Here is a 21,016-nt window from a genome sequence, read left to right as displayed (position 1 = left end):
GCCTTTCGGTGGGGGTGATTTTTTTATTCTTTTCTTTGATTCGTTTTTTCGATAGGAGCTTAGCGGTGTCCAGTTCTGTCCAGGCACAAACACAGGTACCCTCTGAAAGCTACGCGGTGGCCTCGCTGCTCTCACGCCCAGAGGGGTGCACCTATCAAGTTTCCTATGAGGTAACCACGCAGACACTTTATGTGGAAGGACATCAAGAGCGCCTTGAGTGGTTGCTAGTAGACGATAACAGCACCTTGATGCTGCAGTGGTCACAGCGTTCAGCACCACCTTTCCCGGCATTGCTTGCCGCTATCGAAGGGGCTTTTGCCTTTTACCCGGCCAGTGTTGCGCTACGCCTTCAGCTACCTAGTGTTTTGTACGCCAACCTGTGTGCCGCTGGCATCGCGGTTCAAGAAAACCATGGGGAGCTCTGGGCCTATGCAGAGCTCTTTTGGCAGTTACCCACGCTTTGGCTTAACTCGCCACCCACGCGCCCTTACCCGCAGCAGTCCATATTGGAGAATGGAAAACGACACCCACGCCGCCCGCCGCGCCCCAGTGGCACGGTCTATCAGCGTCATATTGCCTGGCTGGATGCCACATTAAGCTTTCGAGTGCTTGACCTGGAACTTGATCTGGAGCGCTTCAACCGGTGGATGAACGACCCAGTCGTCGCCCATTTCTGGGAAGAGCAGGGTGATTTGGAACAGCATCGCGAGCGGCTGGAGAGCACGCTCCAGAACCCCAGCGTTGTACCGCTGATCGGCTGTATCAACGGAGAGCCCTTCGGTTATTTCGAGACCTACTGGGCCAAGGAGGATCGCATCGGCGCTTATTACGATGTCGGTGACTTTGACCGCGGCTGGCACGTGCTGATCGGCGAAGCCGCTTTTCGCGGGCGGCCTTATGTCGCCGCTTGGCTGCCCTCTATCTCTCACTACCTGTTCCTGGACGACTGCCGCACCCAGCGCCTGGTAATTGAACCCCGAGTAGATAACGCCAAGATGCTGCGCAACCTTGCCCAGTGCGGTTACGCCCATGTTAAGGCGTTCGACTTTCCTCACAAGCGGGCCATGCTCGGCATGCAGCTACGCGAACACTTTTTTAACGAGCGCTGCTGGGTTCCGCTGCCCTCGCACCCTGGGTCAGCCCCACGACCCGATCCACGCCTCACCCCATAGACACATCAGCCACGAGGACTCTTATGCATATTCACGATTTGATCGGCATCGGCTTCGGCCCCTCCAATATTGCCCTGGCCATTGCGCTCGACGAACAGCGCCAGGCAGGGCAAGCGAAGGATGCCTTGTTTATTGAGCGTCAGCCCTACTTTGCCTGGCACCCGCATATGTTGCTGGAAAATGCCCATATGCAGATTTCTTTCCTCAAAGATCTGGTCACGCCGCGTAACCCTGAGAGCCGTTTCAGCTTCCTCAATTATCTTCACAGCAAAGGCCGCTTGCAGGACTTTATCAATCTGCAGACCTTCTTCCCCAGCCGCCATGAGTTCAATGATTACCTAAGCTGGACTGCCAGCCACTTTGAACACCAGTGCACCTATGGAGAGGATGTGTTTGAAGTGCTGCCCGAAACTGATAACGACGAGGTCGCCTACCTTCGCGTGCGTTCACGGGATGAGAGTGGCGCGGTGCAGGAAAGGCTCACCCGTTCATTGGTAATTAGCGTGGGGGGCGCGCCCAATGTGCCTGAATGCTTCGCCGGGCTAAAAGACGACCCACGGGTCTTCCACTCCAGCCACTACCTCCGGGAGTTGGCGAAGCAAGACGCCCCCAAACGCATCGCGGTGATCGGTGCGGGCCAGAGCGCCGCTGAGATATTCCTTGATCTACACGGCCGTGAAGGCATTCAGGTGGATCTTATTAGCCGGGCATGGGCCTTTAAACCCTCGGACGATAGCCCTTTCGTCAACGAGATTTTCAATCCCGAATACACCGACTACGTGTTCAACAACCCCACCGGCCAGCGGGAAGCACTGCTGCAGGAGTACAAAAGCACCAACTACTCAGCCCCTGACTTGGCGCTGATTCAGGAGATTTACGATGTGTTCTATCAGCAAAAAGTAACCGGCCAGGCCCGCCACCGCTTCCGCCGCCGCCATGAAGTTATTGGTAGTCAAGCAGGCCCCGAAGGTATTGAGCTAAATGTTCGCGATTTAGAGAGTGGTCATACGGAGTCCACTCGCTACGACGCAGTGGTATTAGCAACAGGCTATATACGCGACACCCATAAACAGCTATTGGCCCCCGTCGCGGACTACCTGCCTGACTTTGCCGTTAACCGCCACTATCAGCTCTACACCAAACCTGCGTTCAAACCGGCTATTTTCTTGCAAGGCAGCTGCGAGCCCACCCATGGTTTAAGCGATACCCTGCTGTCGATTTTGGCAGCCAGGACAAGTGAGATCTGTGAAGTGCTTAATGAGGCACTGCCAACATCCTATTCAGGAGTATCAACTCCCTCACTAGTAGGCGCGGACTAACCAAGCACTATTAACGCATGGCCGCTCTCTCAGAGCGGCCCCTAATACCGAGATTCACGACCATCATGTCCCTACATCCTGATATCGCCGCTTTCTTAGATCTGGTCGCCGAAAGCGGCAATCCGCCTTTTCACTCGCTCTCACCACAACAGGCACGCGCTGCTTACGAGGCATCATCGCAGATGCTTGATGAGCCAGCATCGCACGATGCCACAACGCTGAGCATTACGTGCCGAGATGGTCACCAACTTGAGCTACGCCGCTATCAAGGTAAGGAGTCTATCTCTCCCACCCTGCTCTACTTCCATGGCGGCGGCTACCTACTGGGCAGCCTGGATTCACACGACTCGCTCTGCCAAAGCATCTCTCAAGCAACTGGCTACACAGTGCTGGCCGTCGACTACCGTTTGGCCCCCGAGCACAAGTTTCCGACAGCTTTTCACGATGCTGAAGATGCCTATTGCTGGCTGCTAAAGCATGGCGAAGAGATGGGTCTCAATACCTCACGTATCGCCGTTGGTGGTGACAGTGTAGGAGGCACCCTTGCCACGGCTCTTTGTATGTCAGCGCGTGATAATGGTTGGCACCCTCCACGCTGCCAGATCCTGCTCTACCCCTGCACCAGTGCCTGGCAGGACAGCGAGTCTCATCGCCGATACGCACAAGGCTATCTGCTGGAAGCAGACACCCTGCAGTGGATGTTTGGCCACTACCTAAATAGCGATGAGGAACGCCACGACTGGCGTTTTGCGCCGTTGGAGGCTGCGGAACTCAAAAACCTACCACTTGCCTTCATCGCCCTGGCCGAACACGACCCCCTAGTCGACGAAGGCATCGCCTACGTGAATCGTTTACAGGAAGCGCACGTGGATACCCAACTGACTATATACCCCGGCATGGTGCATGACTTTGCACGCCTGGGCAGCATCACGCCCGATGCCACCGGTCAGGTACGCGCGGATATCGCCAAAGCGCTTCAGCACCATCTTAGTAAGCACCCAAGCTCAGTTGATGTTTAATTGCCTCCCATGGGGCACAGCATGATTGGTACCTGTGGCGCCTCTTGCCACAGGTACCATTTTGGGCAACGGAGTGTTGCAAGAACGTACAAATTCAGAACATAATGCTAATAATAATAATTACCATTAACGCATAAATATCATTCAAGGGGATTACTATGCATCCATTTCGTACCGGCCTGCGCAGGAAACTGCTCTCCGTGGCCATTGCTAATGCCTGCGCTGCGACGCTATTCGTGGCACCAGCTGCACTCGCTCAAGACCTCACCTCAACCCAAACAGAAGAAAGCGGGGAGTCTACAACAGAGTTACCTACGCTTCAGGTGACCGAAAGTCGACTCTACGATTCTCTTCCAGTACCTTATGCTGGAGGACAAGTAGCAACAGGCGGACGCCTTGGTTTGCTTGGCAACATGGACATCATGGACGCCCCTTTCAACATCACCAGCTACACATCAAATCTCATCAAAAGCCAGCAATCAAGAAGCATTGCCGATATTCTCGACAATGACCCATCCGTGCAGACAAGCACACGAGGGAGGGGAACTAACACTGGAGGCGATACCTTTCAAATTCGTGGCTTCACTCTTTTCAATAGTGACATCGCCCTTAACGGACTCTATGGTGTTATGCCCACTAACACCATATCCATGGAAACCGTAGAACGAGTAGAAATAATTAAAGGACCAAACACTCTATTAAATGGTGTATCACCTGGTGGCCGAGTTGGTGGCACAATAAATGTTATACCGAAGCGTGCAAGCGATACCCCTCTCACGGAAATCTCTGCTGTTTATCAAAGTGACTCACTGCTAGGTACTCATATAGATGCTGGACGCAGATTCGGAGAATCCAATCAACTTGGTATACGTTTTAATGGTGTTTTCAGAGACGGCAATACGGCGGTCGATGGTCAATCCTCGACATTAGGCGCTGCCAGTCTCGGCTTCGATTATCAGGAAGATAATTATCGATTGTCCGCCGACCTAGGCTATCAGAAAGATAAAACCAATGCCGGAAGTGGCTTTGGCTCAGGGCTCCAGATTCGCCAAGGAGCGGAAGTCCCCTCGGCCCCCAATGCAAACAAGCAAACAGCGCAATCGTGGGAAGAAATAGAGAATGAAGACACTTATGCAGCTTTGCAAGGTGAATACGACCTATCCCCCAACTGGACTCTCTACGGTGGGCTAGGAGGACGTAACAATACTCGCTATAATCTTAGAACCAATCATGCACTAATAGACACATCAAACTCTCTAGCCTCATTCCCCGTCTACTATCCTGACTACTCTGACACTCGAAGTGCAACTTCAGGAATTCGCGGGCTTGTAACAACAGGCAATATCACCCATAATTTAAATATAAATTTCTCTAAACTAACGGAGGAAGGCGGATATCTTTATGAGAGCAGCGATATAAGTCTCTCCAACCTTCACAATGTTGGTGCAATTGGCTTTCCTGACCAATTCGAGCTATCTAGAGATATCCCAAAATCCTTTGAAAGAGAGCTAACATCCATAGCAGCAGCAAACGTCATAGGGTTGCTTGACGATCAACTACTTGTCACTTTAGGTGCGCGTCATCAGAATGTCAGGATTGAAAACTTTGACACTGAAAGTGGAAATAGAACTTCTCTGTATGATGAAAGTGCTATTGCACCAGCTATCGGAATAACCGTAAAACCCTCTGATAATATTTCTATCTATGGTAACTATATTGAAGGGCTGGATCTTGGGTATACAGCTCCAGCAACGGCGGAAAATGCTGGAGAAACGTTTTCTCCGTCTAAAACACAACAAATAGAGGCAGGTATAAAGCTAGACCACGGTGATTTTGGGGGATCAGTAAGTGCCTTCGAGATTCGGCAGCCGAGCACAATCACTCTTCCAGGCTCTACTGATGGAGCATTTATATCGACTCAAGATGGTGAGCAGCGCAACCGTGGCGTCGAAATAAATGTCTTTGGCCAACCCACATCAACCTTAAAGCTTTTAGGTGGTATAGCTTATCTACAGCCGACTCTAACTGAAACACAAGATGGAGTTAACGACGGGAACCAAGCACCGGGCACGTCAAGATGGCTAGGTAATGTCAGTGTTGAGTGGGATACTCCGATCTCTGGGTTGACGCTAAATTCACGTGTTGTCAGAAGTAGCTCTCAATATATTGATGCTAGCAACACTCAAGAAATCCCAGGGTGGACACGCTGGGATGTTGGAGCAGGTTACCAGTTTGAAAATCACCCTATAACAGTCAGGGCTAACATAAATAATCTCTTAGACAAAGACTACTGGGAATCTGCTAACGGTAGCGGTGGCCGACTTCGCCTAAGTGAACCAAGAAGCGTAATCTTGTCTGCAACTATGGAGTTTTAGTTCTACCCCCTGCTGACTCCTAAGGTCGGCGGGGGGAGTTTCTATTAATAAAAAATAGTTACTAATACTACAACAAAAAGTGCCACTTCCTTTATAATGCCGTGTTAAAAGCCTACCCTTAGCAATACAAGTATTTCATTCGCTGCACTAAGATCAAACTAGGAATGCCATGCCTCGATCCTCTATCATCAGTATGCTTCTATTTCGCGGCCTGATAGCCATCGTTGCAATTGCTGACCTAGCATGCGCTGCTCCAGGCTCGGCAATTACACACCATGAAATTCCATCTGTTGCTTCTCTTGATTATCGCAGTACCGAAACCTTGCTTTCGCTGGGTATAGTACCTACAGCGGTTATCGATTCAAACACTCCATACTTCACGCTAAGAGGGGCAGTCAAAGCAAGCAACCTAGGAACGATCATCCAACCAAATCTTGAGCTTCTCAGTCAAATCTCACCCGAGCTCGTTCTCACATCACCAGAATTCAAACATATGACTCCTCGTCTGTCAGGCATTGCCACAGTGAAAAGCCTAACTCTCTATAGCCCAGAATTTGAAGCAAATAGCTGGCAGCGGATGACGTCTTTCACAAGAGAGGTCGGAGAGGCCGTAGATGCTGCGGATCTCGCGGAGGATGTAATTCAGGAAGCTGAAGCACATTTCCAATCACTGAGAAAGAGGATAGCTGATGATCAAATCCCTCCCTTATTGATCGTTCGCTTGATGGATCATAAACATGCCAGGGTATTCGGGAACAACAGTTTGTTTCAAAGCTCCCTAGATCAGCTAGGACTGTCAAATGCTTGGGAAGGCGCACAAAATCACTATGGAATCACCACGGTTAGTATCGACTCTTTAATTGATATCAATGCTCGCCTAGTGATATTGGAAAGCCCATATGCCACCAATCCCAATCGTGAACAATTCTACATAAGTGGTATCTGGCAACATTTGCCTATCATACAACGTGGTGATGCCATCATCCTACCGGCAACCTTTAACCATTTCGGCGCTCTTCCCTCTGCTAGACATTTTGCAGATGTCCTGATTGATGCCATAGAAGAAAGTCGTGCTACCTCATACCTTCCAAAGGGCTAATTATGTGACTATGTAAGTGCTTGATCTTAAATTTTTATGCATTGTGGCATCGGATCTCTCTTACGGATGAAACTATGTTAAGGCGTTTCGTTGCTCCCCTTACTGACTCTGAACATTAGACACCGACTGTCCTCTGCCTATCACCATGGAGAGAAGCGTGCCCTACGTCGCCGTGCGAATGCTATCCTGTTGAGTGATCAAGGCTATACGATCAACCAAATCAGTGAGGTACTGCAGGTTTATGCATTAATGATTTGCTCTCTTCCCAGCGCGGCCAAGAAGAGAGCTTTCTTTTAAAAACCAGCAATCAAACCAGTTCTTGTTCGTCTACAATTACCTCCAGGTGAGCTACCTCTTGCAGTTTTTCCACCACCTGTAGCAACAGCGAATCACTGGAGACAATCGAAAAGTGACCCTCAGAAGCCTCAATAGCACGACGTGGCGCTTGCCCCACTTGATTCGTTAGCGCTTGCCGCTCCTCGTGTGGACGCCCCTCAGACCACCAACAATCCGCTTCACAGCTCAGCGTCGGTAAGGTATCGGTCTGCAGAGAGAGCCTCTTCAAATGGCGTGCCACACAGAAGATCCGAGCGAGTTCCTCACCGCCCAGAGCGGCATAACCTTCCCGTCCGTGTGCCTCATCCGGCGCCAGTAGCCTATCCAACCTGTCGGCTAGCTTAGTTTCGCTCGGCTCCTCATGGGGCGCGTCACTATTACTACTGGCTTCTGCCTCAGCCGAGATGCCCGGTAAGATCACTGACACAAAAGCTGCGAAGTCCTTCCGCCAATCATCTTCGCGCCTCTGGTCGCTACTCGGGATATAGGGATCCACCAGTGCTAACAGGCTCACCTCTTGACCTTGCACTTCAAGCCGTGCCGCGATCATCGCTCCCAAGGTGCCACCTAGTGACCACCCCAATAACCGGTAGGGCCCCTGAGGCTGAATACTGCGGATAGTTGATGCATAGTCATCAGCCATTGCTTCCAGCGACGTATCACAATGTTGCGGGTCGGTTAGCATCCGGCACGGCAATCCATATACCGTACATACTCCCTGTAGACTCCGTGCCAGCGGCTGGTAGTCGTAAAGGGTGCCCATACCAGCATGAACACAGAACAGCGGTGACTGCCCCTGACTCTCGCCATTGAGCATAACCACGCCATCCAGCAAAGCATCCGAAGATTCACCCAGCCCTAACAAACCGGCAATGGTGGGTTTCTGCATCAGATCACGCAGTTTAAAATCAAGCGTAGTCTCCTTTAGGGCACGCACTCGGCTCAACACCTTCAGACTTAGTAGAGAGTCTCCACCCAACTCAAAGAAGTTGTCGGTTTCTCCGACCCGCTCAATACCCAATACTTCCTGCCAAATCTCAGCGAGCTGACGAGCTTCCGGTGTAGAGGGGGCCACGTGCTCGCGATTTTCATCCAGCCGTGGCTCGGGTAACGCCGACTGATCCAGTTTGCCATTGACCATACGTGGCAGGGCTGTTAGCACCATCATATGGGCTGGCACCATGTAGTCGGGCAGATGCGCTTCGAAGTGTCGGCGTGCACGGCGCACTAATCGAGAGTCATCCGCCTCATCAGCTACCAGATAAGCAACCAATTGATGTCCATTCGAGACTTCATGGGTAACGATGGCGACGTCACTCACGCCAGGTATCTCGCGGGCACGTGCCTCTATCTCACCCAGTTCAATACGGAAGCCACGCACCTTCACTTGGTGATCTGCACGGCCCATATACTCCATATTGCTATCTTCCCGCCAGCGCACCAGATCTCCAGTGCGGTAGAGGCGCCCACCCAAGGTGTCGAAGGGATCGGCCACAAAGCGCTCGGCTGTTAAGCCGGTACGCCCAAGATACCCTCGCGCCAAACCATAACCACCGATATACAACTCGCCCACAACGCCCTTGGGTACCGGCTGTAGGTTGTCATCCAACACGTAGAGCGACCGCTCGCCAACGGGGCGACCAATCGGTGCATAGGCACAGTCAAAAGTCTCCTCGGCGGGTGTCTTCCACAGCAGTGGTGTCACCACCGTTTCGGTGGGCCCATAGCCATTAATGAACCAGCGCGGCCGCAACGTGCGGCGCGCCTTGTCATAGGCTGTCTTGGGCATCGCTTCACCACCGAAAACGTATAACTCCACCGGTGGCGTATCATCACGACCTTCTGCCCAGTCAGCGACTTGATTCAAATAGGCCGGCGGGAAGGCCACGTTTGCTGCTTGATAGTGTTGCAGGGCCGTGTAGGCCTGTTCCGCTGTCCATAGCTCTTCTTCCCGAATTGCTAGGCTCATCCCCGAGCACAGGGCTGTCAGCCAGCGCTCATGGGCACCATCGAAGGAGAATGACATGAAATGTAACTCGCAGGAGTCTGGTTCCATATCATAGAGCTCGCTGATCGCCTGGCAATGCATCGCCAGCGGGCCATGAGCCACCGTGACACCTTTCGGTGTGCCGGTGGAGCCCGAAGTATAGATCACGTAAGCCAGTGATTCTTCGTGCACTACCAGGCCGGGGTCAGTGTCGTCATAACGGATTAAATCGAGCGCTTCGCAATCGACATAAGGTATACCGTCCACTTTTGCTAAACGCGGCAGTACATTACGCTGCGTTAGCAGCATGGCCATACCGCTATCTTTAATCATAAAACTTAAGCGCTCGGGTGGGTAGGCTGGGTCGAGAGGTACATAGGCACCGCCCGCCTTGAGCACAGCCAGCAAGGTCACAATGACCTGAGGCGAGCGTTCGAGCGCCACGCCAACCCGCACATCAGGCCCCACACCTTGCTCGCGCAGATAATGGGCAAGGCGATTAGCCTGAGCATTCAACTGCGCATGGCTTAAAGCTTGGTCACCCATTCGAAGCGCAATATAATCTGGCCGAGTAACAGCATGCGCGGCGATGCGGCGATGCACTGGCATGCGTGAGAACCCGTTGCGGCCACTCTGGCTCAATTCACTTAGTGCATCCCATCGAGCTGATTCAATCCATTCCAACTCACCCACAGGCCGATCAGGCGACTCCGCCATCTGACGAATGAGCAGTTCCATAGCGCATTTCAGTTCATCAATGAACGGTTCAGGGAAGTCCCTTCGGCTATAGCAGTACTCAATCTCCAGCTCATCGTCGATCACCACCTGCAGATCCATCGCATAGCCAGTTATGCCTTCCCCGGCAACCTCACCAAAGCGTAGACCATGCCGCTGCTGATCACGCATTGTTCTATCGACGGGGAAGTTCTCAAATACAATAATACTGTCGAACAGAGCGCGGCCCGATGACTCAGACCAGCGTTGGATATCTGCTAGCGCGGCATGCTCATACTCGCGAATGCCCAAATTGGTCGCCTGCACACTCTGTAAGTAAGCACCAACACTCTGCTCAGGCCGCGCCTCCAATGCCACGGGGATGGTGTTGATAAACAGGCCTACCATCTCCTCAGCGCCTTGCAGGCTCGGTGGGCGGCCGGATACCGTCGCGCCAAACACCACCCGTTCCTGATGACAGTAGCGCTGCAATAACACCCCCCAGGCTGCCTGTATCAAAGTGTTTAGAGTCACGCGTTGCCGCTGGGCAGCAGCTTTTAGTAGCGCAGTATCTTGTCGTTCTAGACGGGTATAGCGTTTGGCGAAGCCCTGGGCTTCACTTTCTTGACGGGTCGACTCTGCCAACAGTGTCGGCCCTTCCAGCCCCACCAGTTCCGATGTCCAGAAGGCTTGAGTCGAAGCGGCATCCTGGCGCTGCAACCAGCGAATGTAGTCACCGTAGGGTCGCCCAACAGCCGCCAAGGGCTCTTCCGCATAGCTGGCCAGCCACTCGTTAATTAGACGGGCTTCTGACCAGCCATCGGACAAGATATGGTGCCGAGTCCATATCAGTTGATAGCGGTCATCATCGAGTCGAATCAAATGCAACCAGGCTAAGGGTGGTGTCAGCCAGTCAATTTGGCGCTTAATTACTTGCTCAGCATAGGTGGCGAGAGACTCTTCAAGCCCATCTTTCCTATTGCGCCAATCCAACTGTACGATCTCAGGCTCTACTTGTGCCAAGACGAGTTGTAGTGGACGCGCCATACCCGCCTGCCATAAGAACCCCGTTCTTAGCGTGGCGTGGCGTTCGACCATAGCTTGCCAAGCCCTTACTAGCCTATTGGCATCCAGTCCACTGACGTCTACGTTCAATTGATTGACGTAGAGCCCCGGCTCTTCCGCTTCAAGAGAGTGGAAGAACATCCCCTCTTGCGTGGGCGACAGGGGGTAAACATCTTCGATATTGTCTTGGTCTAATCCTAGGGCTTCGATCTGCTCACTGCTCAGATAATCCGCCAATCCATTTAGCTCGACTTTACGTTTTTGCGCCTCCTCCAGCGCACCGGACGCATTCAGCGCCAACTCGGCTATGCTCTGGTGCTCAAAGACTTGCCGAGGAGTAACCATCCAACCAGCCCGTTGCAACCGGGAGACGATCTGTAGACTGAGAATCGAATCACCACCTAGCTCAAAGAAGTTATCGTGTCGGCCCACCTGCTCGACGCCAAGTATCTCTGACCAGATTTTTGCAAGCGCTTCTTCCACCTCGCCCTGAGGTGGCTCGTACTGCAAGCCACTGGCCAAATCCGGCTCGGGCAAGGCCTTGCGATCTACTTTTCCGTTGGCATTCAGCGGCAGTGCATCAAGCGAGACCAGAACACCCGGCACCATATAGTCCGGTAGCTTTTGACCCAGTGCTTCACGTAGTACGGCGGTATAGAGTTCACAGTCGACTTGGGGAACCACATAGGCCACCAGCCTAGAACCACCGGGGCCTTCTTGAGCGACCACCACCGCCTCGCGAACCTCCGGCTGAGAGAGTAGTTCGGCTTCGATCTCGCCAAGTTCGATACGCAGGCCGCGGATCTTCACTTGGTGGTCAAGACGGCCCAGGTATTCAAGCTGACCATCTTCCCGCCAGCGCACCAGGTCACCGGTGCGGTAGAGGCGCTCGCCCTGCACAAAAGGATCGGCGACAAAACGTTCTGAGGTAAGGTCAGGGCGGTGCAAGTAGCCCCGCGCCAAACCAGCCCCGCCGAGATAGAGTTCGCCAGTGACCCCAGACGGCGCCAAGTTAAGATTGCCATCCAGCACATAGGTACGAATACCTGCGATGGATTGGCCGATGGCTACGTGGTTGCGCCCATCGTCTTGACAGATCCAGTGGGTGACATCAATGGCCGCTTCGGTGGGGCCATAGAGGTTGTAGAGCGCCGCATGAGGCAAACGGGCAAATACCTGATTTTGCAGTTCCGCCGGTAGCGCCTCACCGCTGCACACTAAGCGTGTCAGACTGGTACAACCTTCCACATCGCTATGCGCCATGAAGGCTTGGAGCATGGAAGGTACGAAGTGCAGCGTGGTGATCTTGTGGGCTCGGATCAGTTCAACTAGCTGTGCTGGTTCGCGATGAGCACCTGGCGGCGCCATCACCAGCCGCGCCCCCTGCATCAGCGGCCAGAAAAACTCCCATACCGAGACATCAAAGCTGAATGGCGTCTTCTGTAGCACCGCATCGTCGGCCGTTAACCCATAGGCCTCCTGCATCCACTGTAGGCGATTAGTCAGTGCATGGTGACGGTTGGCGGCGCCTTTGGGACGCCCGGTAGAACCCGAGGTGTAAATGACATAGGCGAGATGTTCACTGTGCAGTGCCACCTCCGGGTTGGTTGACGCATGATGTGCCACGTCCAATTGATCCAGCTCGATAACGCCAAGGCTCTCAGACACCGGCAGCGTATTGCGAAGATGCTGCTGGGTGAGCAGCAGCTCGATGCCGCTGTCTTCGACCATATAGACCAGCCGCTCGGTGGGGTAATCCGGATCCAGCGGCACATAGGCGCCCCCTGCTTTGAGGATGCCCAGCAGTCCTACCACCATTTCTACTGAGCGCTCAACAGCGATGCCCACGCGGGTTTCGGGACGCACTCCCATTCCGATCAGATAGTGAGCCAAGCGATTGGCACGAGCATTGAGCTCGGAGTAGCTGAGTGACTGATCTTCGAATACTAGCGCAGTGGCCGTGGATGTTACCGCAGCTTGGCGCTCAATTAGGTGATGGACTGGAGAAGTGCCTAAATACTCTTGCGTATTCTCTCCCCATTCGCTCAACAGCTGCTGTTCGTCTGCTCTGAGCAGGTTGATCTCACTTAATGGTTGTTGAGGCGCCGCTTGCAGATTTCCTACGATCCCTGCAATGGCTGTGCTCAGATAGTCACATAACCGCTGAGCACCGATTAGACGGCTCACCTGCCCTACCAACTGGAAGCCGTTCCCCAGATCGTCCACCGACATCGTGATCGGGTAGTTGGTACGCTCCTGACCACCCAGCACTTCCATACCTTCCCAGGTATGAGCGATGTTCCCCTCTTGCTGAGGTGCGCTGTAACGATAGTTTAGCAAACTGGTGAATAGCGGCGTCCCGCCAGGTAGCCCGCTGCAGCGCTGTGCGAGGCCAAGGCTGGCATGTTCATGGTGCATTAGCTCAGATAGGGCGTCGTGGGTTTGGCGCAGGCATTTATCGGCACCTTGAGCTCCCATTTTAATACGTACTGGTAGCGTATTAATAAACATCCCCAGTGCCCGTTCGGCCCCTTCAGCACCCTGCATACGCCCGAACAGCACAGTGCCAAATACCACATCGTCATGCCCAGTCGTTTTGCTGAGCACCAATGCCCAGGCTAGATGGAACAGGCTAGCCGTGCTAACACCATGGCGCTGAGCCTGTTGCCGCACCTGCTGGGCTAACTCCACCGACAAAGGAACGCGTACTTCTTCGATATCGCTGCCATTGCTGCGAATGTCTAGCAGCCCAAAGGGCGCTGTCGGTTCTTTAATATCGCCCAACTGCTCACGGAAGAAAGCCTCGTGATCTTCCAGGCTTACCCCTAGCCGGGCCTGTGCCACGAAGTTGCGGAAAGGTAGCGGCTTGGGCAACTCATCTTCACGACCTTGCTGGATCAGGGCAATTTCTTCCACCAGTAGCTCAAGGGTGGTGTGATCCATGACCAAGTGGTGGCTAGGTAGCTGCAGCAGCCAGCGATTTTGCTCGGCATCATATGCAGCAACTGCGCGCAGCATGGGAGCTCGACGCACATCGACACGATGGTGTTCAGGATCCACCTCGGCATTCAGCCGTTCAGCGACGCAGCGAGAACCATCTCGCTCCAAGTCTAGCCATTCGAGGGCTAATTCGGCATACCGGTAAACTACCTGTACAGGCTCGCGGAGCCCACCCCACAGTACCGCGGTACGCAGAATATCGTGGCGGTCAATCAGTTTATTAAAACAGGAAATGAATGCTTCCAACCGCTCCTGGCAATCAAAGCCGAGCAAATGTTGGGTTACATAGGCATCTCCTTCTTGCTGCAGCCGGTGATGGAAAAGGATGCCCTCCTGCAGCGGTGCCAACGGGTAGATATCCTGAATATTGTTAGCACCACCAGGCACTGCCGCTTCGATCGCATGGATCTCTTCGGCATTAAGCTCGATTAGCGTCAGCATATCAGGCTGAAGAGCTTGGCAATCGAGAGGGACTTGATTTGGCGGGATGATGATTTCATCTCGCAATGGCTTCTGGACTATAGCCTGAGCAAAGGCTACCAGTTCCGGATATTGGAAAAGAGTACGCACCTGCGCTGTCAGGCCACAATTCCGCATTTTCTCAAGCACCTTCAGCGCCAGCAGCGAATGCCCACCCAACTCAAAGAAATTATCGTGACGCCCTACCTGCTCCACCCCCAACACCTCGCTCCAGACCTTCGCCAAGGCTGCTTCCACCTCTCCTTGAGGTGGCACATACTGCGAGCTACTCGCTAGGTCAGGCTCAGGCAGCGCCTTGCGATCCACCTTCCCGTTGGAGGTCAGCGGTATTGCATCGAGGATAACTACAGCCCCCGGCACCATATAGTCAGGTAGATACTGGCCTAGTCGCTCGCGGAGAGCGCTGATATCGAGCTCGATGTTGGCTTGGGGAACCACATAAGCTACTAGTCTAGAGCCTCCGAGGCCGTCTTGTGCAACCACCACCCCCTCGCGTACCTCCGGCTGAGATAGCAGTTGCGCTTCAATCTCCCCCAGCTCGATACGGAAGCCGCGTACTTTCACCTGATGGTCAATACGCCCCAGGTACTCGAGTTGGCCGTCTTCATGCCAGCGCACTAGGTCACCAGTGCGATAGAGCCGCTCCCCGAGCCGAATGGGTCAGCCACGAAGCGAATTGCTGTCAGACTACAGCGGTTCAAATAGCCTCGTGCCAAGCCTGCTCCTGATACGTAAAGCTCTCCAGGAATCCCGATGGGGACACGATTAAGCTGGTTATCTAATATATGTGCGCCGAGATCCGGGAGAGTGATCCCTATAGGACTACGTTGACCTGTCAGATCATCAGCTGTCACACGTCGATAAGTGACATGCACCGTGGTTTCAGTAATGCCATACATGTTGATCAGACGGGGATGATCATCACCGAAATGCTCAATCCAAGGGCGTAGGCTTTCCGGTTCCAATGCTTCACCACCGAAGATCACCACACGCAAAGCCAAGTCTTCCGTGTTATAGAGGTCGGGGGTGGCCATCAACTGCCGGAAGGCAGAAGGCGTCTGGTTCAGGACTGTCACTTGTTCCCGGCATAGCAACTCAAGGAAATCCTCCGGCGAACGGCTAACCCAGTAGGGCACCACGACAAGTTTTCCGCCCGTGCACAGCGCACCAAATACCTCCCACACTGAGAAATCGAAGGCGTAGGAGTGGAACATTGTCCAGGCATCCTGCTCGTCAAAATTGAACCAAGGTGCCGTGGTATCAAGTAATCGCGTCACGTTCGCATGGCATAGCTGCGCCCCTTTAGGTTGCCCTGTGGAGCCCGAGGTGTAGATCACGTAAGCAAGATTTTCGCCGTGCAGCGCCACGTTTGGATTGGTCGACGCATGATGCGTCACATCCAACTGATCCAGTTCGATGACATTCAGGCTTTCAGCTACTGGTAACGACTCGCGAAGATATTGCTGGGTAAGCAGCAGCTCGATGCCACTGTCCTCGACCATATAGGCCAACCGATCACTCGGATAATCTGGATCTAGCGGTACATAAGCACCGCCCGCCTTAAGAATCCCCAGCAGCCCCACCACCATTTCAACAGAGCGTTCCACAGCAATGCCCACTCGGGTCTCGGGTTTTACGCCTAGGCCAATTAGGTAGTGCGCCAAGCGATTGGCACGGGTATTGAGTTCGGCGTAGCTGAGTAACTGATTCTCAAATACTAGCGCCGTGGCCTCTGGGGTTGCCGCAGCTTGGCGCTCAATTAGATGATGGATCGCCCTAGCAACAGGGTAGCGTTGAGCACTAGTACTCCACTCGGACAACTTCCTCTTTTCAAACTCACTCAGCAGATCAACATTGTTGATGGACTGGTCAGGAGACGTAGCTAGCGCCTGGAGTAATGATTGATAATGGGCAGCAAGGCGCTCGATAGTTTCCGATTTAAAAAGCTCGGCAGCATAAGCAAACGTTGCTCGAAGCGTACCATCAGCACCTTCGACTGTGTTCAGTGTCAGTTCAAATTGCGCAGCCTGCTGCCCCAAAGAGTAATTCTCGAAGGATAGATCCGGCAGTTTTAACAATGATTGAGAATCTTTTCTCTGATGGTTGAATACCACCTGAAATAGTGGTGTATGGCTCAGACTACGCTCCGGCTGCAGCGCTTCAACAAGCTGCTCGAAGGGCAGATCTTGGTGCTCCTGCGCCCCACGTGCTGCACGCATGCTTTCCTCTAATGCCTCGGCCAGACTCAAGCGGTCATTCATCTGGTTGCGAAGCACCTGAGTATTAACGAAGAAGCCCACAACTCCCTGGGTTTCAGCCCGGTGACGGTTAGCGATTGGCACACCGATCCGGATATCTTCCTGTCCGGTATAGCGATATAGCAGCGCTTGGAATCCCGTCAGCAGCGTCATAAACAGAGTGGCCCCCTCGACCTTACTCCGCTGACGCAACTCGCTAACCAACGATTCTGGTAACATCATCTGGTGGTACGCAGCGCGATAACGACCATCATTGCGACGCGGGAAATCGGTTGGTAATTGCAGTACTGGGTGCTCTCTACCCAGTTCCTGCTTCCAGTAGACAAGCTGGCGTTCCTTTTCACCCGCATCCATCCATTGACGCTGCCATACTGAATAGTCAGCGTACTGAATCGGCAAGGCTGGCGGCTGCCAGGCTTCACCTATCACACGAGCACGGTAGTCGACAGCAAACTCATCAATGATCAACTGCATAGACCAGCCATCAGAGACAATGTGGTGCATCACCACTACCAGCAGATGATCATCTTCAGCACGCTGAATCACCCCCACTCGTAGAAGCGGCCCAATTGAGAGATCAAAAGGCGTGTCGCAAATTTCTCGAATCGCAGTATCGGCAAGAATTTCACATTTTTCAGGCGCAATATTGCTTAAGTCGGAATGGCGAAAATCATATGCGTTTTTATCTAAGACTACCTGCTTCGCCAGGCCATCATTATTAGACGCGAACACTGTCCGTAACGACTCATGGCGCTCCACCAAGGCCGTGAAACAACTCTGCAAAGCTTCAATGTCTAACTTACCCTTCAGATTTAGCGCCCCTGAGATATGGTAAGCTGTGCTTTTAGGCTCTAATTGCCATAGAAACCACTGACGTGTTTGAGCATAAGATAAAGGCAATGACTTCGTTCGATCAGTGTTTGATAATACAGGTATGGTTGGCTCTTGCTTCTTATCCTCTCCCTCACCCTGCAACGCATGTGCAAGTTCAGCGAGAGTTTGCTTCTCAAGTAACTGTTTAGGCAATATCCGCAAGCCACGCTTTCTTGCCCTAGCCACCACCTTCAAACTCAAAATCGAATCACCACCCAACTCGAAGAAGTTGTCGTTGCGCCCCACTCGCTCGCAGCCGATCACGTCGGCCCATATCTCAGCTAGCGCAGTTTCGATATCGCCTTCGGGTGCAGCGTACATGTCTCGACTAGATGTCCTCAGTTCCGGTAACGCCTTGCGATCCAGCTTGCCATTGGCGGTCAGCGGCAAGGTATCCAGCCGCACTATGGCACTGGGCACCATATAGTCCGGCACGCGCTCGCCAAGCTGCGCAAGTAACGCGGCGTCATTGACGTCGCTCCCGGCTGCCATAACCACGTAGGCATACAGTTGCGCACGCCCTTCCTCGTTTTCCTGCGCGATCACCTCAGCCTCGGCAATACTCGGTTGATCGCGCAGCAGGGCAGCGATCTCGTTCGGTTCCACCCGATAACCGCGAATCTTTACCTGATCATCCACACGGCCAAGGAACTCCAGGCTACCGTCGGCCAGTTGGCGCACCCGGTCACCGCTGCGATAGAGCCGTTCCCCTGCTTGGAAGGGGCTGGCGACGAAACGTTCCGCCGTTTGCCCCAGGCGCTGTAGGTAGCCTTGAGCCAGCCCTGGGCCACCCAAGTAGAGCTCACCGGCAACGCCCTTCGGCACTGAATTAAGCCAGGGGTCGAGCACATAGGCCTGAGCATTGGTCAGCGGTGTGCCGATCGGCAGTGTGCTGGCAGCTCGATCGGCCATTTCGGCTTGCTGGGTGAGAATACCTACCGTGGTTTCCGTAGGGCCGTAGTGATTAAGCACCCGACAGGCTGGTTTGAGCTTGACGATACGCTCCAGTAGCGCCCAGTCGGTAGCTTCACCACCGAGAATCAAGCGCTCTTGCGGAAGTACATCTGCCGGATCTGCAGCATTCAACAAGGCACGGAGGTGGCTAGGCACAATCTTAAGTATGTCCACCTGCTGTTCCCGCATATAAGCCGCAAAGGCATCCGGGTCGAAGGCACATTCCGGTGAAATAAGATGCAAAGTGCGCCCCGAGCACAAGGCACCAAACAGCATCGTATGCCCCAGATCCGCCGCCACCGTCGACACCATCGCCATGTTGCGGGCGTCCTCTGGTAGCGCCAGCGCCTCCAGAACGCCCTGCACATAATTGGCCAGAGCACCGTGACTCACCGCCACCCCCTTGGGCTTGCCCGTGGAGCCAGAGGTATAGATCACATAGGCAGTCTGCTGGGGATGGATGTCGGGCAGTTTGTGTTCTACTGCAGACGGAATATCATCGGCAAACGCCAGTTCCATTACCGGAACGTCACCGCTCCAGTCGCAAGCCATGCTGCTCAGCATTAAGCGAGCGCCACTGTCAGTCAGTTGATAGGCCAAACGTTCCGTAGGTAGTTGCGGATCCAGCGGTACAAACGCCCCGCCCGCTTTGAGTACGGCGAGAATGCCGAGCACGTACTCGCACGAACGCTCAGCGTGAATGGCAACGCGTACTTCAGGGCCGACTCCCTGTGCCATTAACTCTGCCGCTAACCGTTGGGCCTGGGCATCCAAGCTGGCATAGGTGGCTGCATTATCCGGTTCATCTTGCATCGCAAGTTGTTGGGAGTGCTCGACGGCTCGATCCCAAAGCTCTATAACGCTCCCAGAAGTGAATGTAGTTGTATTTCCTTCAAGCACCGAAGTGGGGGCGGGGATTTCGAGCAATGCCAATGGCGTACTCGGCGTTTTCAGCACTTGCTCAGCCAGGCTTTGTAGTGCTTCGGCGAATCTCTTGACTGTTGTTTCGTCGAACAGTGCCGCCGCATAGGCGAATACACAGCGAATACCATCAGTGGTATCGGTAAAGTCAAAGCTCAGATCGAAGTGCGCATCACCGCCGCTTAGTCCTTCAAGATATACCTTTAAGTCACCTACTGCCTTTTCCCTCTCCAGCTCTTTCTGTTGGGTGCACTTGACCTGAAATAGCGGATGTACTCCAGGTTGGCGCTCAGGCTGTAACGCTTCTACCAGAGTATCGAAAGGAATATCCTGGTAGTCCTGTGCATCAAGCACGGTTTCTTTAACGGCGCCTAATAAGCTGGTAAACCCCTTGGTAGGCTCTAATAAGGTTCTCAGCACTTGAATATTGAGCAGGTAACCAATCAAACCATGTGTTTCAGCTTTGTTCCGATTAGCACTGGGAGAGCCTATACGTATGTCGCTTTGTCCACTGAAACGATGTAGCGTCAGCTTTAAAAGTGACAGCATCACCATATACAGTGAAGCGCCATGCTCACGGGCTAGCTGATGAATACCATGGCTCACCTCTTGAGATAATTGAACATGACACTGACCGACTTTCGATGTCGCCTGTGAGCCTCTTGGACGATCCAAAGGAAGCTCGATAGGCGTGTGCGAGCCCCCCAGGCGCTGGCGCCAATGGTTTAGCTGCCGCTCCATTTCGCCAGCCTCGAACCAACTTCGTTGCCAAACAGCATAATCACCAAACTGAATGGGTAACGAAGGTAATGCAGCATTGCGCTGTTGGATTCGGGCTTCGTAAAACTCGAACAACTCATTGATGAGCAACTGAATCGACCAACCGTCACAAGCGATATGGTGCAATACAATGGCAACTGCATGATGGTTAGTATCTAACTGGTAGATTGCCATGCGGAATGACGGCTCAACATCAATCGCAAACGGGCGCTGAGAGAACTCGCCAATGAGGCGCTGTAGCTCTTTTTCCTTCTCTAACTCGGTATATTGCTGTAAATCATCGTGTAATACGGGAACACGCCAGTCATTGAGAACCTCCTGGAGAGGTTCTCCCTCACTGCTCTGAGGGTATATCGTGCGGAGTACTTCATGGCGCGTCACAAGGTCATTCACACTCGACTCGAATGCAGCAACATCCAGTGGGCCTTGCAAATAAAACACACCTGGCATGTTGTAAGCCGGGCTTGCCGGATCAAGCTGCCATGTCAACCATAAGCTACGCTGCGAATATGACAACGGAAGTTGCTCAGCTCGGTTAACGGGCACGATAGGAAGCTCACGAAAATCAATGCCACTACTTCTCAGCTTATTCAGAAAACTTCGCTGCGCATCAACCTGTAATTCTGCAAAACGTTGAGCAATCTTTCTTTCGTCCAATTCCATG

Annotated in this window: 7 protein-coding genes and 1 pseudogene; 6 read left to right on the top strand and 2 right to left on the bottom strand. The window is 53.3% G+C overall.

The genetic code is table 11. The features are described from left to right. Window positions 1-65 precede the first annotated feature (65 nt). The 6 genes and pseudogenes from FDY98_RS04895 to FDY98_RS04870 all read left to right on the top strand — a co-directional run. Complete coding sequence (locus tag FDY98_RS04895) at window positions 66-1,172, top strand: GNAT family N-acetyltransferase (RefSeq protein WP_231500709.1); 1,107 nt, start codon at window positions 66-68, stop codon at window positions 1,170-1,172. A 23-nt stretch (window positions 1,173-1,195) separates the two neighbouring features. Continuing rightward, window positions 1,196-2,491: a lysine N(6)-hydroxylase/L-ornithine N(5)-oxygenase family protein gene (locus FDY98_RS04890; protein ID WP_035538608.1), complete on the top strand. Its 1,296-nt coding sequence runs from the start codon at window positions 1,196-1,198 to the stop codon at window positions 2,489-2,491. Window positions 2,492-2,556: 65 nt separating this feature from the next. Then, complete coding sequence (locus FDY98_RS04885; RefSeq protein WP_027959979.1) at window positions 2,557-3,510, top strand: alpha/beta hydrolase; 954 nt, start codon at window positions 2,557-2,559, stop codon at window positions 3,508-3,510. A gap of 158 nt (window positions 3,511-3,668) precedes the next feature. Further along, window positions 3,669-5,885 (top strand): TonB-dependent receptor, encoded by a 2,217-nt coding sequence (locus tag FDY98_RS04880; RefSeq protein WP_051430569.1) that lies wholly within the window; start codon window positions 3,669-3,671, stop codon window positions 5,883-5,885. Window positions 5,886-6,054: 169 nt separating this feature from the next. After that, entirely contained in the window at window positions 6,055-6,984 is a 930-nt protein-coding gene (locus tag FDY98_RS04875; RefSeq protein WP_051430570.1) for an ABC transporter substrate-binding protein, read from the top strand. A gap of 74 nt (window positions 6,985-7,058) precedes the next feature. Beyond that, window positions 7,059-7,224, top strand: a pseudogene (locus FDY98_RS04870) (IS630-like element ISHsp2 family transposase); the annotation flags it as partial. A 67-nt stretch (window positions 7,225-7,291) separates the two neighbouring features. Here FDY98_RS04870 and FDY98_RS25990 read toward each other — a convergent pair. Together FDY98_RS25990 and FDY98_RS25985 are read right to left on the bottom strand one after the other, a co-directional pair. Beyond that, window positions 7,292-15,184 carry a non-ribosomal peptide synthetase gene (locus FDY98_RS25990; RefSeq protein WP_196518141.1) on the bottom strand — a complete coding sequence of 2,631 codons (7,893 nt, stop codon included), beginning with the start codon at window positions 15,182-15,184 and terminating at the stop codon, window positions 7,292-7,294. Then, on the bottom strand, window positions 15,184-21,015 hold the full coding sequence (locus FDY98_RS25985; protein WP_196518139.1) for a non-ribosomal peptide synthetase: 5,832 nt from the start codon (window positions 21,013-21,015) through the stop codon (window positions 15,184-15,186). Before FDY98_RS25985 ends, FDY98_RS25990 begins: the two co-directional genes overlap by 1 nt. Window position 21,016 lies beyond the last annotated feature (1 nt).

The organism is Halomonas sp. PA16-9 (genome assembly GCF_009728585.1).
Classification (GTDB): Bacteria; Pseudomonadota; Gammaproteobacteria; order Pseudomonadales; family Halomonadaceae; genus Vreelandella; species Vreelandella titanicae.
The sequence above is the reverse complement of the archived record's forward strand: the minus strand, read 5'-3'. Positions and strand labels throughout refer to the sequence as shown.

What these genes read in the sequence shown, in the direction of transcription:
- FDY98_RS04890 (WP_035538608.1), top strand. Translation starts at nt 1,196, where the DNA reads ATGCATATTCACGATTTGATCGGCATCGGCTTCGGCCCCTCCAATATT.
- FDY98_RS04885 (WP_027959979.1), top strand. Translation starts at nt 2,557, where the DNA reads ATGTCCCTACATCCTGATATCGCCGCTTTCTTAGATCTGGTCGCCGAA.
- FDY98_RS04880 (WP_051430569.1), top strand. Translation starts at nt 3,669, where the DNA reads ATGCATCCATTTCGTACCGGCCTGCGCAGGAAACTGCTCTCCGTGGCC.
- FDY98_RS04875 (WP_051430570.1), top strand. Translation starts at nt 6,055, where the DNA reads ATGCCTCGATCCTCTATCATCAGTATGCTTCTATTTCGCGGCCTGATA.
- FDY98_RS25985 (WP_196518139.1), bottom strand. Translation starts at nt 21,015, where the DNA reads ATGGAATTGGACGAAAGAAAGATTGCTCAACGTTTTGCAGAATTACAG.